Genomic DNA, 13,301 nt, shown 5'->3' with positions numbered 1-13,301 from the left:
TGAATGGATTGGGTAAACGAAAAGGAGGAGTTAACGAATGAATTATGCGAAGCTCTTATTAATCGTTTCATCTCTATTTGGTTTATGGGGTGTACTAATGGGTGCTCATATGGCAGGAGGAGGGTCTTATGCTTTATCAGCCATCCATGCTCATGTGCTAGTGCTTGGTTGGCTAACACTTTTTGCGTGGAGTGTTTTTCATAAAATATATGAACCAAATCAAAGAATTCTTGCGGGAATTCAAGCGTGGACGGGTGTAGTTGGAGCGATGCTGCTAACATCGGGAATGTGGCTTCATAACAATGAACCTATTGAATTACCGTTTGGTGTAACATTAGGGTTTTACATTGGAGGCGGTGTAACAGTTGTTATTAGTTTCCTTGTGTTTGTGATTCTTGCTTTTTTACAAGAGTCAAAGAAAGAATCACAATAAGCCGCCTTTACCACGGCGGCTTATTTCATGATACATAAAATGGTACGTGCCACCGCTCCCGCATACACTTCGCTTTCCATGGGCGATGAGCCTCACAGCTCTGGTGTGTGTCTCATTTTTGTCTTATCTCCTGCAGGTGTTTATGTGTATAGTTCTAGCTAGTTTGGTATTTATTAAGCGTAAAATGTGTCACAAGCTTGTGCAGCTTCAATATCTTTTTTTGTTAACTTACCTTCATCTACGGTTGTCCATTTAATTGTAATCGTTGTATGGTCAATGATAAGGTATGGATGATGTTGGGCTCCTTCAGCATACGCGGCGACGTTTTGAACGAAATCAATCCCTTTTAAAAAGTTATCAAAGGTAAATTCTCTCACAAGTGTTTCGTCTTCTAAATCCCAGCCTGCCATTTCTTTTGCCTCTTTTTTTATCTGACTCAATGCATGTCCCTCCTCTTTGTTTAACCTCTTTCATTGTATACCTGCTTTTTGGTTACTGGAAACCTTAAAATAAGAGTAAAGCTAAGTAAATAACAAAAGTGACGGTCATACTGCTAAGCACCGTTGAGTAAAGAACAATTTGGGCGGTGAGTTCAGGAGCTTTTTCATATTCCAAAGCAAGTGTCGCTGTATTTCGAGAGGTGGGAAAAGAGCTAGCAATAAACAAGGATTGGGCAATGACTCCATCGATTTGTAGGAGATAAATAAAGGCAAGCGCGAAAGCGGGTCCAGCCACTAATCGACCAAGCAAGCTCCACCCAATGACAGCGTGGAATGATTTTAGCGAAATTGTCGCAAGTTGAGCTCCAAGCAAAAGCAAAGCTAATGCAACAAAGCCATTAGCTAATTGTTCAAGAGGTATTAGCGCAAAGGCTGGTATTGGCAAATGAAACAACTGAAAAACAATGCCGAGTATTAAGGCGTGGATTAAAGGCAACCGCAGTAACGACTTAAAAATTTGTGCGCTTGATTTTGAAGCATTCATTAAGTTAAACATCCCATATGTATAGGTAAGCAAGTTTTGGAAAACAAGCATAATGATTTGCACAGAGACACCCAATGGATTTGCACTAAAGATCAGTTGACTGACTGGTAACCCGTAGTTTCCAGAATTCATGAGCGAAATGCTGTTTTTTAAGGCTGCCCCTTCATCTGGTGGTAATTTAAGGAGCTTGGCTATGACATTACTTAGCAAGATAAGGCTTAAACTGAATAAGAAAAGATAGAGAATGAGCTGAAGAAGCAGCGAATAATCCAAATTAGCGTTATAAATATTTAAAAAAATCGCCGCTGGCATAAAACAATAGGTAAGCAATTGAGCAAGTGGGCGCAATTGAAACTGAAATTTTCGTTGCAAGATGGCCCCTACTGCCATTAGTAGTAAAATAGGCAGAACGACTTGCATAAAAACAAGAATAATAACATTCATAGACGCTCTTCCTTTCTGTGTTGTTGTATTTATCGTAACTGAACAGCAGCAAATCAGGTAATAGGAAAAACAAATCTATTTTGATAACCAATTAAAAAATAAGTGGTATTAACGGATTCTATCTAATAATAGAAGCTTGTGGTAGTTAAGCAAGCTGTATCTTATGGGTGGTAGTTTTAACACGTTAAGCAAAAAAATAGCAACATAAATAACCGTCCGAGACGTTTAGCTCGGACGGCTTGTTTTTACATTATAAATTGCATCGCAAACACAAACACGATCACGATTGGGACGAGCGTCCGAATTAAACCAAACCAAAGGTGAGCGCTTTTGCCAAGAGAACCGCTAGCAAGTTCGTATTGTGCAAAAATGGTTTTCTTATTCATCTTGTAGCCAACAAAGAGCGCAATAAATAAACAACCGAGTGGAAGCATTAAGTTCGAGACGATAAAGTCTGTTAAATCAAATATGTTTTTTCCAAAAAGGAGCGTGTCATTTAATAGGTTCTCTGATAAGGCTGCAGGTATTCCTGCCAGAATAACGATGATTCCAGAAATAGCAGCAACATTTACCCGACGGTAGTTTTTGTTTTGTGTAAAAGCAGAGATGATAATCTCGAGTAAACTGAATGAAGATGTGATGGTTGCAAAGAAAAATAGCAATAAAAATAAAATCAAAAAGAACGAACCTAAGGGCATTTGCTCAAATACAGTTGGTAAGACAACAAAAAGCAATCCAGGTCCATAACCTGGTTCGAGACCAAAAGCAAAGACAACTGGGAAAACAGCTAATCCTGCTAAGAAAGAGACAAGGATATTCATGCCTGAAATGAATCCAGCAGAACTAGGCAAACTTTGATTATTGCCAAGGTACGAACTGTACGTAACCATACACGAAAAACCAACTGCAAGAGAGAAGAAAGAATGACCGAGTGCTTCTAGTGTTCCTGCTGCCGTGATTTTAGAGAAATCTGGTACAAGGAAGAAGCGAACACCTTCCATTGCGCCTTCAATTGTCACACCTCGAATGATAATGATGAGGAGAAAGAGAAATAAAAGAGGCATTAAATATTTATTGGCTCGTTCAATACCATTTTTTATACCAAATGAAAGCACAACTACATTCAAAAAGACAAATAAAGCTAAACCTAGAATGCTTATGATTGGGTTGCCAATAACGGAACCAAACAAAGCTTCATAATCTCCATTTGGCTCAAGGATCGAGCCAGAAAAGGATAAAACAACATAGGTAAGCATCCAGCCACCAATCACTGCGTAAAAGGTGAGTAGTAAAAAGCAACCTACAACGCCAAAACGACCAATCCATTTCCAAGCTCCTGTTTTGGATAACCGTTCATAAGCGGAAACCGCTTCACGTTTGGATCCACGACCAATAATAAATTCGGAGATTAACAAAGGTAACCCAATTAAAAGGGTAAATAAAATAAACAATAAAAAGAATGCGCCACCGCCATTATCACCAGTTAAGTAGGGAAAACGCCAAAGAGCGCCTAGTCCAATTGCTGCGCCAGCGGAAGCTAGAATAAAACCAAGTTTAGAAGACCATTGCTCACTCATAATAGATGCTAGTTAAAGCATTCACCTACTTTCCGAAATTGTACGATAGGATACACTTTAACACAGAAAAGTTTATTTGCCGATAGGAAAAGAATAGAATTCGAAACTGTTAGAAAGTTAAACAAAAAGATCAAGGTAATAATTGGAAAATAAGCGTTTTAAGTACGTATATGTGAACAAAATTCAAACATGTTTGTGAAACGCTTCACATAAAACAAATATGCGCTATACTAGATTTATAGAGATTGTGAAATATTTCACAAAGGAGGAGATTATATGTTCACTCACTATTTAACAAAATCAAATGTCTCTATGGTAGGTTTATTGTTTGTTCGGCTTTATTTAGGATGGCAGTGGTTTTCATCCGGTTTAGGAAAAATAACAGGTGACGGTTTTAACGCTAGTGGATTTCTTGCAGTAGCAGTAGAAAATCCAGTAAGAAGTGGGAGTGGAGCAATTGCATATCCCTGGTACAACTCATTTATTGAAACAATCGTGTTACCAAATGCAGAAATTTTTAGTTTTATTGTGATGTGGGGCGAACTTTTGGTTGGATTAGGGTTGATTGTGGGACTATTTACGACGACTGCCGCTTTCTTCGGTGGAACAATGAATGTTTCATTTATGTTGGCAGGAACAGTTTCTACGAACCCTATCATGCTTTTACTAGCAATCTTGCTTATGATTGGCAAAGGCAAGAGTGGAGCAATTGGACTTGACTCAGTTGTGAAGCAAATTCGTAGAAAAAAACAAGATCCACCAATGAAGAAGGAGTTGGAATTCGTTTCTTAAGTAAAAGCAGCGTATGGTTTAACCGTACGTTGCTTTTTTTGCTTGCCAAATGGTCCAGCGGTCTTTCTCGACGATTGCACGATCGAAATTTATGCTTTTATCTATAAAGTCAACGAGTTCTGATAATTCTTTGTCTGACAATTCATGTAGGAGCGATCTACCGGTGCGGTTTTGAATATCTAGGAGCAAATCTGTTTTTGAGGGAAACTCTTTTCGTTTTTCCCAAATGGTATGGGATGTGATTTGTGAGAAACCAACATTTTTAAGCGCTGAAACGATCACATCATGATGCGGACGTCTGCTTTTTTCATAATCAATTAAATGGGGAAAACGTTGAAAAAAGTAGCCGCGTATATGTGTACTGCTGCCTGGGAGGAAACAATCATCTGCAAGACGGTCTTGTATAAGGAATGTGCCACCATTTCGGATAAGACGATAGGCTTCTTGAAAAGCAGATGAGTAATCACTAAGATGATGGATAAGCGCGCGTTCAAGAATTAGATCAACAGAATGAGTTGGTAAAGGTACTTGGGCGGCTTCTCCTTTAAGAAATTCAATTCGCTGTTGATGACCATTGTTTTGATTGGCTGATTTTAACATCGCCTCTGAAAAATCAATGCCGACGGCTTTTTTTGCTCCAACCTCGATTAAAGCATTTGTGTAAATCCCGCCGCCGCAAGCAATGTCTACAGCTAACTCGATAGGTTGATTACCAATAAGCTGTTTAACAAATGTGGTCCAATGACTATCAGCTTTTCGCGTGTCATAGTTTGCATGATTTGTATCATGAAAATTAATCGACATATACATTCTCCTCTCATATGTTGGTTCCTATTTAGCATATGAGAAGATGGATCATCATAAAAGAACAAAGATTGAATCGTTAGTGATTCAAAAAAGCAATTAAAAGGAAGTGGACAGTAAAAGAGAGTGTATGGTACACTTGGCAGCATCGAAAAAAATCTCACCCTATTAGTCAGATAATTCCATTACTTAAAGAAGGTCTTAACAAAATGAATTCACAAGTAAAAATTTCGAAGAAGAACATTTTTTTTATTGGTTTAATGCTATTTTCCCTATTCTTCGGTGCGGGAAATCTGATTTTTCCGCCAGAGCTAGGACAAGCTGCAGGTGAAAATGCATGGCCAGCTATTATTGGTTTCTTAATTTCTGGAGTAGGTTTGCCAATACTAGGTGTTATGGCAATTACATATGTAGGTAGCGACGATGCAGAAGGATTGAGCAAACGAGTTCATCCTTACTTTGCAGTTGGTTTAACAGCATTAACGTACTTAACAATTGGACCATTCTTCGCAGTGCCAAGAACGGGTACAGTGTCATATGAAATCGCCATTGTCCCGTTTTTAGAATACATCCCATTTCTACAAGAACGTAGTCAGTTAGCCCTCGCGCTTTTTACTGTCTTATATTTTGCGATTGTTTATTTCTTAGCGTTAAATCCTGGTAAGTTTGTTGACCGGATTGGTAAAATTATTACGCCACTTTTGTTAATTGTCATTACGATCCTGTTAGTTCGTGTTGTTGTAGGACCGCTCGGTACATACACAGCTCCAACCGGCGATTACGTTGATTTTGCCCTTTTCCGTGGAATTACGGAAGGTTATCTCACAATGGATACAATCGCAGCGGTTGTATTTGGCATCATTGTTGTAAAAGCGATTAAAGATTTAGGTTTGACCGATCAGAAATTAATTCAAAAAACGGCATGGAAAGCAGGACTCGTAGCTGCTATCTGTTTAGGAACGGTTTATACCGGGTTAGGTTACCTTGGTGCGATTAGTGCTTCTGAAATTACCACTTCAGGGGGCGCCGAGATTTTAGCAGTTGTTTCAGGAGAATACTTTGGTCTCATGGGAAATGTATTACTTGGTGTGACAATCTTATTTGCCTGCATTCCAACAGCGACTGGATTAATTTCTTCATGTGCAATTTACTTTAACAAGCAATTTCCACGTGTTTCATATAAGAAGTTAGTATTAGGATTCACGTTGTTTAGTGCAGGTATCTCAAACTTTGGGCTTTCGCGAATCATTGAATTTTCCATTCCAGTACTAAGCTTTATTTACCCAATCGTTATTGTGCTTATCTTCTTGGCGTTCCTTGATAAGTTGTTTGGAGGAAAGAGAAGCGTCTACCAATTCACGGTTCTCTTTACTGGTATTGTTAGTGTAAATGAAGGTTTGACGGCAGCGAATGCTAATTGGGATTATCTATTCTGGCTTCCACTGCCATTTGCAGAGGTCGGATTTGCTTGGGTTGTTCCAGCAGTCATCGGTTTTGTAATTGGCCTTCTTGTCTCGTTTATGCGAGGAAAATAACGTAAAGAAAACGGGCGGGCTACTTAAGTCCGCTCGTTTTTTATAAGGAAAGGATTCATATGATGATAAATGTAAAAGGACAAACCGTTGATAATCAAACAAGATGTGTTCATTATCATACAGAAAAAGACATTGTAGCGATAAAATTTGCTTGTTGTAACGAGTTCTATCCTTGCTATAAATGTCATGATGAAGCTTGTGAGCATGAACGAAAGCAATGGCCAAAGACACAGTTTGAGGAAAAGGCGATCTTGTGTGGGCATTGTCAATCGCTGTTAACGATTTCCGATTACTTGTGTACTGCAAAATGCCTATCGTGTGAGCACTCATTTAATCCGAACTGCTCGCTTCATGCACATTTGTATTTTGAATAATCTTTAATCATTGGATTCTTTTTCCAAACATATAGTATGAGAGGATGTTGTTTTAAGGGGGATAAAAATGGCACAGAAAAGATATGTATTGTTGTTTTGTGATCCAGGCATTGATGATGTGATTGCATTAATGTATACACTGATGCACCCTCATTTGGAGTTGGTCGGAATTGTAACAAGCTATGGCAATGTCACGAAAGAGCAAGCAACAAAAAATGCAGCCTATGTGCTCCATCTGTCTAATATGGTGCATATCCCTATTATTCCAGCCGCCTATACTTCGTTATCCATTCCTTATCAACAGCCTTTTTCTGATATTCATGGTAGCGATGGGTTAGGGTCATTTAAACTCCCTCCTCATTCCCCAGGAAATATTCATCAATTCGATACAATCAGACAAATTGTGCACTATTATAAGGAAGAACTTTTAATTGTCGAGTTAGGCAGAATGACTGCCCTCGCTTTTGCATTAAATATATATAAAGAAGAAATGGCACAAGTCGGTGGTTATTACATAATGGGTGGAGCCTTTTTAGTGCCCGGAAATCGAACAACTGTGGCAGAAGCAAATGTTTATGAAGATGCGGTTGCAGCTGACTTTGTGTTCACACAGACACAGAGTCACCAAGTGTGTATTACTCCTTTAAACACAACAAATCAAGCCATTATCCCACTATCATTAATTAATAAATTGACGAATCATGGGCAATATGGGTTTTTAATAAAAGAGATTTAGACTTTTATACAGCCTACTATCAAACAACAAACCCTGGAATTGTGGGCGCGCCAATTCATGATGTAGTTCCGCTGATGCTTATTCATCAACCACAATTAGCACAATATATAGAGAGAGACATTAATGTTGTTACAGATGGAGTTGCAAAAGGGCTGACGATTGCTGATTTTCGCCCTTCAAGCAAGAAAGGAAAGCATAAAATCGCTATCGGACTTGATCAACAAGGTTTTATAGATCATTTTGAAAAAGTGATGCTGACCAGTAGCTAGTGAATAAAATGAAAATTTGTTATAGTTAGTAAAGATAACTTATGGAAGGGTGATGTTTATGTTAAATAAGAAGAATGTATTACAAGTAGAAAAAGGAAAAAGAAAAAGGAGAGGTTTTATTGATAAAGGGAAAACGCATCGAGTTGAGGCCAGCTTCTAAAGGTGATTGGCGCAGGCAAGTAGAGTGGAGAAATAACCCAGACTCAGCTAGATTAGCTGCAGGAACGGATGCCCCGCTTTATAGCAATGTGACGATCGAAGAAGCAGAAGTTATTTTTGATAAAAATGTGCTACCTGATCGAAAGGTAGGTTGTTTGTTTGCGATTTACCTTACCGAAACAAATGAACATATCGGAAACTGTGATTACCGCTCTGTTAATCTTATAGCAAGAAGTGCGGAGGTCGGTATGATGATTGGTAACTCTAACGCTAGGAATAACGGTTACGGAACCGAGGCACTTACACTTTTAATCCGCTATTTATTTATGGAGTTGAACTTGCTTCGGATACAACTCGATACATGGAGTGGGAATGAACGGGCATTACATGTGTATAAAAAATGTGGGTTTCAAGTGGAAGGTACCTTACGCAACGCTGAGTTTGTGAATGGAAGGTACTATGATCAAGTTGTGATGGGTTTATTAAGAGAGGATGTAAGTCATGTAAGTCAAGACTAAAAAAACGAGCCTAGGCTCGTTTTTTTAGTCTTGCTTATCTTCTTTTTTGCTCTCAAGTTCTGCTAATTTTTTCATGAGGACATGCTGGGGCATATGCATAACCTGTTCAATCGGCATATTAAGAGATTTTGCTAATGTAACCGCTGTTTCAGCTGATATACGTAATGGAGGCATCCTCTTACTCCTTTCTTTCTCGAATTAATTCTTCAATTGCCAAGGAAACTTGCTGTAAAAAAGTGAGTGAATGGGGCACAAGATCTATAAGTGACAGTGCGTTTTTATAGAACTCTCTCACGCCATTTGTGTCAATGAATCCATCAGCAGACATGGATGTTTGATTTTGGAAACAGACATCAAAAAATTCTCGAAAAGGAACGCGTACAATGCCTGAGACTTCTTCTTCTTGTAAAGCGAACGATTCAAACGGTATGGGTGCTGTGAAGACATAGGTTGACGCGAATTCGCGATCAATGATCTTCACTTGATTTGGGATACAACGGAATTGACCAATGAAATGAAGGTCAGATAAAACAATAGAGATTCCTAATTCTTCTTGTATTTCGCGTATGCCGTCTTCTGTTTGTTCATGAGAAAGCAAGTGTCCGGCAGCTGTGATATCAAATAAAGAAGAGAACTCTTTTTTTGTATCGCTGCGGCGTTGCAAATAAAGCATTGGCTCTTTAGCCGTATCATCAAGAATCCAGCAATGGAAAGTCTCATGCCATAACCCATTGGTATGGACTTTTTCCCTTTCTGCTGTTCCAATTGGTTGTTTGGCACGATTGTAGATTGTTAGGACTTCGCTTTGCATAAAGAGCTCCTTTCGATGCCCCATCAGTATAGCATGGAACATGGAAGAGAAAAATGGTAAAGCAAGCAAAAGGAATGTAATTGTTCATATTATTATGTCATTCATTTCGAGTAATTGGTATGATAAAGAATGAACAGTGACTGTGGCGGAGGTTAAAGGGAATGAAGCAGGTTGTATTAACCGCAGTGGATAAAAGCTACGGTTTCGGAAAAAAGAAAAAAAGCGTGTTAAAGCAAGTGAACTTAACTGTGCGATACGGTGAGTGGCAAAAACGAAGCGTTTGAAACACAAAAACAAGCTGCACAAACATTTGGTATCGAAACATTGTTAGAACAAGAGGGTTCTTCGCTTTCTGCTTATGAGAAGGAAGCAATCTTGTTTGCGCGTATGGTCATAGCGGAACCTGAATTGTTGATCGTCGATGAACCACAAGAGGAATCATTGCTCCGCTTATTGATTGAACATGCACGTTCAAAAGGACAAACATTAATTGTAGCAACATCAAATAAAGAGTTCGTAAAACTATTTCCGGGTTTAGTTGCGCTAGAGGATGGACATATTGTTGAAATGGCGGGAGGATTCAGGTGAAGCGGAGAATGTGGTTACGCTTATACGTCACACGATTAAAGGAGATCCAAAAGCCGATCATTTTTTGGTCTCTTAGTACGGTATTTACGAGTGCGGTGTTTATTTTAGCCGTACTTGTTGCATATCAGTCAAGTGGATACCATGAACGATGGAACAAGGTACAAAATGATCAAGCGTATGATTTTGTATTGCGCGATGCGAATGAAGAAACAACCGAATATGTTCAATCGAGGCGTGATACAACATTGGCATGGCTTGTTGGTGACCAGGAAACCTGGGAGCAAGAAGAAGGAACGCCGATAACCGTGCAGCAGTTAAACAACCCTCATTTCATAGAAAGTGGGTTCTATTTACATAGAGGCGAATGGCCAAGTAAAGGAAATGAAATTGCGCTTGATTTCCAATTTGCTTTAGAAACGATGCCAGAGCTACTGTTTGGTGACAAAATTCGCTTTGTACATGACGATGTTGAGCAAGCTTTTACTGTAACTGGTTTATACAATGGATATGGAGAAATGACAGAAGCGCTTGTTTTAGGAGAACCGACTCTAGGTGATCTTTATGTAGTGACCTCAAATGAGGATGTAAAACAAACAAAAGATGCGATAGAAGAACAGACCGGTATGCGTTCAAGGGGGAATCTTCATCATGTCTCAATTGATTGGACCCCATTCTATGAACAACATGATGGTTTAAAAACAACGGTTTATGTGCTGGTACTTGTCCTTTTTTTGTTTGCTGGATCAAGTACATACATGTTTACTAGGGAAATTAAGCTAGCTTTCCGAAATGATGAGGACCTCTTAATGCGTTTAGGTTTTTCGCCACGAACGTACAAAAAAGGCATGACCGTTTTAGGGGTAGCGCTTGCGTTGCTAATGACTGGATTAAGTACAGGATTAAGTATTCTTCTTTACAACTTCATTGGAGAAGATGCAGTGGTCGCATTTGGTACATTAAGTGAATCTTTTAATTATCTGGGTATTGGATCCATTCATGTTCTGTTTCCTTTCACAATGATTATCATCGCTTCAATCGCTCTTTTAACTATGTCTTTCCTTATTTTTACGACGGTACTAGCATCAATCAAGAAAATGCAAAGAGGGTTAGCTTTTATTAAACCTGTCATGGTTGTTGGATTAACCGTTGTATTGCTTTCACTTGTTCAATTAATTGATTTAACGAATGAACGTATGAATGAAATAAGTGAGTGGCAAGGGAAAAAAGAGGATTTTTTGTATACCCAATTTTATCATGACGATCAAGAGGAAATCGTTATGGAAAAACTTCGCACAACAAATAAATCTTTTTTGGAGCTACGGCACATTGGCTTTTATCAAGTAAAACATACAACAGGTGAATTAAATGAAGATGAGCAATATATGTATTGGGACACGTTAACGGTTATGGAAGCAAGTGAAGATGACTGGAAGACGTTATGGTCGTTGATGAGCCCAGCTGGTGTAACGAGCAGTGATGAGTTTTCGAATGGTGGTATCTTGCTCGCGGATATACGAGCAGAGGGTTTTTCAGAAGAAGATTGGGGAATGGAACAGCTGTTAGAGTTAGGAAGCCAATTTCAGCTTGCACCATCAGAAGAGGAGGTCACTTTTAGTGATGAAATCTTCGAAGTGGAAGCCGTCGCAGAATTCCAAGGTAGTTATCCTGTACAAATGATCATTGTCCCAGAAAATACGTTTGCTGCAATTCAAGGTGAGTGGAGTGAGATTGTGCTCTTCTCACTTGATCGGGATGCGGCAGCATTAAAGGAAGAAATGGAGCCGTTTATCTCGAATCATCCCTATATCGCCACCTATGTTCCTAGCCAATATGGCTATGGGACATTTGATGAACAAAAGTTGGAAGAAAGTAAAGGTATATTTGTTGCTTTCATTCTAGCTCCTTTTCTACTTGCAGCAGTGTTTACCCAGTTTTCTATCGGGTTTGCTTACCCTCGTCTTTCAATCAAATATCGAAGTCTATTGATTTTTGGAACGGCAGTTATTGCTAGTGTGGCAGGATGGTTGGGGACAACTGTAATGGAAGGCGGCCCTGTTCCATTGAGCTTCTTATTTGCGCTGTTCACCGGTCTTTCTTTAGCTGGTTTTAGTGGCTTAGCTCTGTATACGTTTAAGCGAAAGAAAAACGAAGAAGTGGTTTAAGGCTTCTTCGTTTTTCTTTTTCTATTTATATAAAGGATAAGCTGTTACTCGCCAGTCGGGACCAACTTTCTCAACAGAACCAATCTCGACTTCAATCGCTTCGCCCATATCCTTGATTCCTAATCCCTCAAAAAAGGTTGGTGCACCGCGACCACCGACGAGCTTTGGAGCGAAATAAATAAAAAACTTCTGCACGAGTTGTTCTTTTATTAATGCTGCGTTTAATGTGCCGCCAGCTTCAAGTAAGACAGAAGAAATCGCTTGTTTGTATAAGTAGACCATTACTTCGCGTACGGAAACTTGTTTTTCATTCGTTGTGGCAATCACGCGAACACCAAGTTGTTCAAGAGAGGTACGTTTGCTTTCATTTTCTGGATGCGCCGCTGTGAAAATCCAAGTTGGTGCTTCTTGGTCGCAGACAATTTTTGCATGAAGGGGTGTGCGCAAATTGGAATCAACAATTATTCGAATCGGATTGCGTCCGTTTGGAATACGCGCAGTTAGGGAGGGGTCGTCTTTTAAAACGGTTTCGACCCCAACTAAGATTGCTTGATGCTCTGAACGAAGTTGGTGGACTTCTTTGCGCGCTTCGGCGGAAGTAACCCACTTGCTGCTACCGGTTTTTGTAGCGATTTTTCCATCTAATGAAACCGCCGTCTTTAATGTAACAAAGGGGAGTTGACGGGTAATCGAATAATTAAAAACATCGTTTAAGCGTAAAGACTCTTGTTCGCATACGCCCGTTTCAACAGAAATGCCTGCTTCTTCTAATAAGCGTACGCCGTTTCCAGCAACAAGAGGATTTGGATCAAGTGCAGCAATGACAACATGCTTAACGCCAGCTTTAATTAAGGCGATTGCGCATGGACCTGTCTTACCAGTATGGGAACAAGGTTCTAAAGTAACATATGCAGTGCTACCTGCAGCTTCTTCTCCAGCCATTCGGAGCGCATGCACTTCTGCATGGGGACCACCTGCTTTTAAGTGAGAGCCAATTCCAACAACACGTCCGTCTTTGACAAGTACGCAGCCAACGGTCGGGTTTGGGTCGGTTTGACCGCGCATCATGCGCGCATTATCCAAGGCTAATTGCATGTATTTGCGATGCATCATTA

Annotated in this window: 17 protein-coding genes; 10 read left to right on the top strand and 7 right to left on the bottom strand. The window is 39.6% G+C overall.

Features of this window, described 5'->3' with window-relative positions; all coding sequences use genetic code 11:
• The first annotated feature begins 37 nt into the window (after positions 1 to 37).
• Positions 38 to 433, top strand: a complete 396-nt coding sequence (locus BK584_RS13745; protein ID WP_078393137.1) for a hypothetical protein — start codon at positions 38 to 40, stop codon at positions 431 to 433.
• A gap of 173 nt (positions 434 to 606) precedes the next feature.
• Here BK584_RS13745 and BK584_RS13740 read toward each other — a convergent pair whose 3' ends face one another.
• From BK584_RS13740 to BK584_RS13730, 3 genes are all read right to left on the bottom strand, one after another.
• Positions 607 to 873 (bottom strand): 4a-hydroxytetrahydrobiopterin dehydratase, encoded by a 267-nt coding sequence (locus BK584_RS13740; protein WP_078393136.1) that lies wholly within the window; start codon positions 871 to 873, stop codon positions 607 to 609.
• 64 nt (positions 874 to 937) lie between these two features.
• Positions 938 to 1,861 (bottom strand): AEC family transporter, encoded by a 924-nt coding sequence (locus BK584_RS13735; protein WP_078393135.1) that lies wholly within the window; start codon positions 1,859 to 1,861, stop codon positions 938 to 940.
• 245 nt (positions 1,862 to 2,106) lie between these two features.
• A complete protein-coding gene (locus BK584_RS13730; RefSeq protein WP_078393134.1) occupies positions 2,107 to 3,438 on the bottom strand; it encodes a sodium-dependent transporter in 1,332 nt (443 codons plus the stop codon).
• A gap of 276 nt (positions 3,439 to 3,714) precedes the next feature.
• Here BK584_RS13730 and BK584_RS13725 point away from each other — a divergent pair, with 276 nt between their 5' ends.
• Positions 3,715 to 4,230, top strand: a complete 516-nt coding sequence (locus tag BK584_RS13725) for a DoxX family protein (protein ID WP_078393133.1) — start codon at positions 3,715 to 3,717, stop codon at positions 4,228 to 4,230.
• A gap of 18 nt (positions 4,231 to 4,248) precedes the next feature.
• Here the strand turns inward: BK584_RS13725 and BK584_RS13720 are convergent, their stop codons facing one another.
• A complete protein-coding gene (locus tag BK584_RS13720; protein ID WP_169871268.1) occupies positions 4,249 to 5,034 on the bottom strand; it encodes a class I SAM-dependent methyltransferase in 786 nt (261 codons plus the stop codon).
• 209 nt (positions 5,035 to 5,243) lie between these two features.
• Here BK584_RS13720 and brnQ point away from each other — a divergent pair, with 209 nt between their 5' ends.
• The 5 genes from brnQ to BK584_RS13695 all read left to right on the top strand — a co-directional run bounded on the left by brnQ (position 5,244) and on the right by BK584_RS13695 (position 8,625).
• Entirely contained in the window at positions 5,244 to 6,569 is a 1,326-nt protein-coding gene (gene brnQ / locus BK584_RS13715; RefSeq protein WP_078393131.1) for a branched-chain amino acid transport system II carrier protein, read from the top strand.
• A gap of 59 nt (positions 6,570 to 6,628) precedes the next feature.
• On the top strand, positions 6,629 to 6,943 hold the full coding sequence (locus BK584_RS13710; protein ID WP_367579295.1) for a CHY zinc finger protein: 315 nt from the start codon (positions 6,629 to 6,631) through the stop codon (positions 6,941 to 6,943).
• Positions 6,944 to 7,010: 67 nt separating this feature from the next.
• Positions 7,011 to 7,679 (top strand): nucleoside hydrolase, encoded by a 669-nt coding sequence (locus BK584_RS13705; protein ID WP_078393130.1) that lies wholly within the window; start codon positions 7,011 to 7,013, stop codon positions 7,677 to 7,679.
• 74 nt (positions 7,680 to 7,753) lie between these two features.
• Positions 7,754 to 7,948 carry a hypothetical protein gene (locus BK584_RS24655; protein ID WP_169871266.1) on the top strand — a complete coding sequence of 65 codons (195 nt, stop codon included), beginning with the start codon at positions 7,754 to 7,756 and terminating at the stop codon, positions 7,946 to 7,948.
• A 119-nt stretch (positions 7,949 to 8,067) separates the two neighbouring features.
• On the top strand, positions 8,068 to 8,625 hold the full coding sequence (locus BK584_RS13695; protein WP_078393128.1) for a GNAT family N-acetyltransferase: 558 nt from the start codon (positions 8,068 to 8,070) through the stop codon (positions 8,623 to 8,625).
• A 24-nt stretch (positions 8,626 to 8,649) separates the two neighbouring features.
• On the opposite strand, the gene BK584_RS13690 is transcribed toward BK584_RS13695, so the two are convergent.
• Both BK584_RS13690 and BK584_RS13685 read right to left on the bottom strand, forming a co-directional pair.
• Entirely contained in the window at positions 8,650 to 8,799 is a 150-nt protein-coding gene (locus tag BK584_RS13690; protein WP_078393127.1) for a YycC family protein, read from the bottom strand.
• Between the two features lie 4 nt (positions 8,800 to 8,803).
• A complete protein-coding gene (locus BK584_RS13685) occupies positions 8,804 to 9,436 on the bottom strand; it encodes an NUDIX hydrolase (RefSeq protein WP_078393126.1) in 633 nt (210 codons plus the stop codon).
• 161 nt (positions 9,437 to 9,597) lie between these two features.
• Here BK584_RS13685 and BK584_RS25385 point away from each other — a divergent pair, with 161 nt between their 5' ends.
• From BK584_RS25385 to BK584_RS13675, 3 genes are read left to right on the top strand one after another with little or no spacing between them, the layout of a single operon-like run.
• On the top strand, positions 9,598 to 9,720 hold the full coding sequence (locus BK584_RS25385) for a hypothetical protein (RefSeq protein WP_281255755.1): 123 nt from the start codon (positions 9,598 to 9,600) through the stop codon (positions 9,718 to 9,720).
• Positions 9,695 to 10,024 (top strand): ABC transporter ATP-binding protein/permease, encoded by a 330-nt coding sequence (locus BK584_RS13680; RefSeq protein WP_078393125.1) that lies wholly within the window; start codon positions 9,695 to 9,697, stop codon positions 10,022 to 10,024. The genes BK584_RS25385 and BK584_RS13680 overlap by 26 nt, the downstream gene beginning before the upstream one ends.
• Complete coding sequence (locus BK584_RS13675) at positions 10,021 to 12,186, top strand: hypothetical protein (RefSeq protein WP_078393124.1); 2,166 nt, start codon at positions 10,021 to 10,023, stop codon at positions 12,184 to 12,186. Before BK584_RS13680 ends, BK584_RS13675 begins: the two co-directional genes overlap by 4 nt.
• Positions 12,187 to 12,207: 21 nt before the next feature.
• Here the strand turns inward: BK584_RS13675 and ribD are convergent, their stop codons facing one another.
• Positions 12,208 to 13,299, bottom strand: coding sequence for a bifunctional diaminohydroxyphosphoribosylaminopyrimidine deaminase/5-amino-6-(5-phosphoribosylamino)uracil reductase RibD (gene ribD, locus BK584_RS13670; protein WP_437182739.1), 1,092 nt, complete (start codon positions 13,297 to 13,299; stop codon positions 12,208 to 12,210).
• Between the last annotated feature and the right edge of the window lie 2 nt (positions 13,300 to 13,301).

This window comes from Shouchella patagoniensis (assembly GCF_002019705.1).
GTDB lineage: Bacteria > Bacillota > Bacilli > Bacillales > Bacillaceae_D > Shouchella > Shouchella patagoniensis.
Note: the sequence above shows the minus strand (reverse complement) of the source record. Positions and strands in the feature narration are given on the sequence as shown.

What these genes read in the sequence shown, in the direction of transcription:
- BK584_RS13745 (WP_078393137.1), top strand. Translation starts at nt 38, where the DNA reads ATGAATTATGCGAAGCTCTTATTAATCGTTTCATCTCTATTTGGTTTA.
- BK584_RS13735 (WP_078393135.1), bottom strand. Translation starts at nt 1,861, where the DNA reads ATGAATGTTATTATTCTTGTTTTTATGCAAGTCGTTCTGCCTATTTTA.
- BK584_RS13730 (WP_078393134.1), bottom strand. Translation starts at nt 3,438, where the DNA reads ATGAGTGAGCAATGGTCTTCTAAACTTGGTTTTATTCTAGCTTCCGCT.
- BK584_RS13725 (WP_078393133.1), top strand. Translation starts at nt 3,715, where the DNA reads ATGTTCACTCACTATTTAACAAAATCAAATGTCTCTATGGTAGGTTTA.
- BK584_RS13720 (WP_169871268.1), bottom strand. Translation starts at nt 5,034, where the DNA reads ATGTCGATTAATTTTCATGATACAAATCATGCAAACTATGACACGCGA.
- brnQ (WP_078393131.1), top strand. Translation starts at nt 5,244, where the DNA reads ATGAATTCACAAGTAAAAATTTCGAAGAAGAACATTTTTTTTATTGGT.
- BK584_RS13710 (WP_367579295.1), top strand. Translation starts at nt 6,629, where the DNA reads ATGATGATAAATGTAAAAGGACAAACCGTTGATAATCAAACAAGATGT.
- BK584_RS13705 (WP_078393130.1), top strand. Translation starts at nt 7,011, where the DNA reads ATGGCACAGAAAAGATATGTATTGTTGTTTTGTGATCCAGGCATTGAT.
- BK584_RS24655 (WP_169871266.1), top strand. Translation starts at nt 7,754, where the DNA reads ATGCTTATTCATCAACCACAATTAGCACAATATATAGAGAGAGACATT.
- BK584_RS13690 (WP_078393127.1), bottom strand. Translation starts at nt 8,799, where the DNA reads ATGCCTCCATTACGTATATCAGCTGAAACAGCGGTTACATTAGCAAAA.
- BK584_RS13685 (WP_078393126.1), bottom strand. Translation starts at nt 9,436, where the DNA reads ATGCAAAGCGAAGTCCTAACAATCTACAATCGTGCCAAACAACCAATT.
- BK584_RS25385 (WP_281255755.1), top strand. Translation starts at nt 9,598, where the DNA reads ATGAAGCAGGTTGTATTAACCGCAGTGGATAAAAGCTACGGTTTCGGA.
- ribD (WP_437182739.1), bottom strand. Translation starts at nt 13,299, where the DNA reads ATGATGCATCGCAAATACATGCAATTAGCCTTGGATAATGCGCGCATG.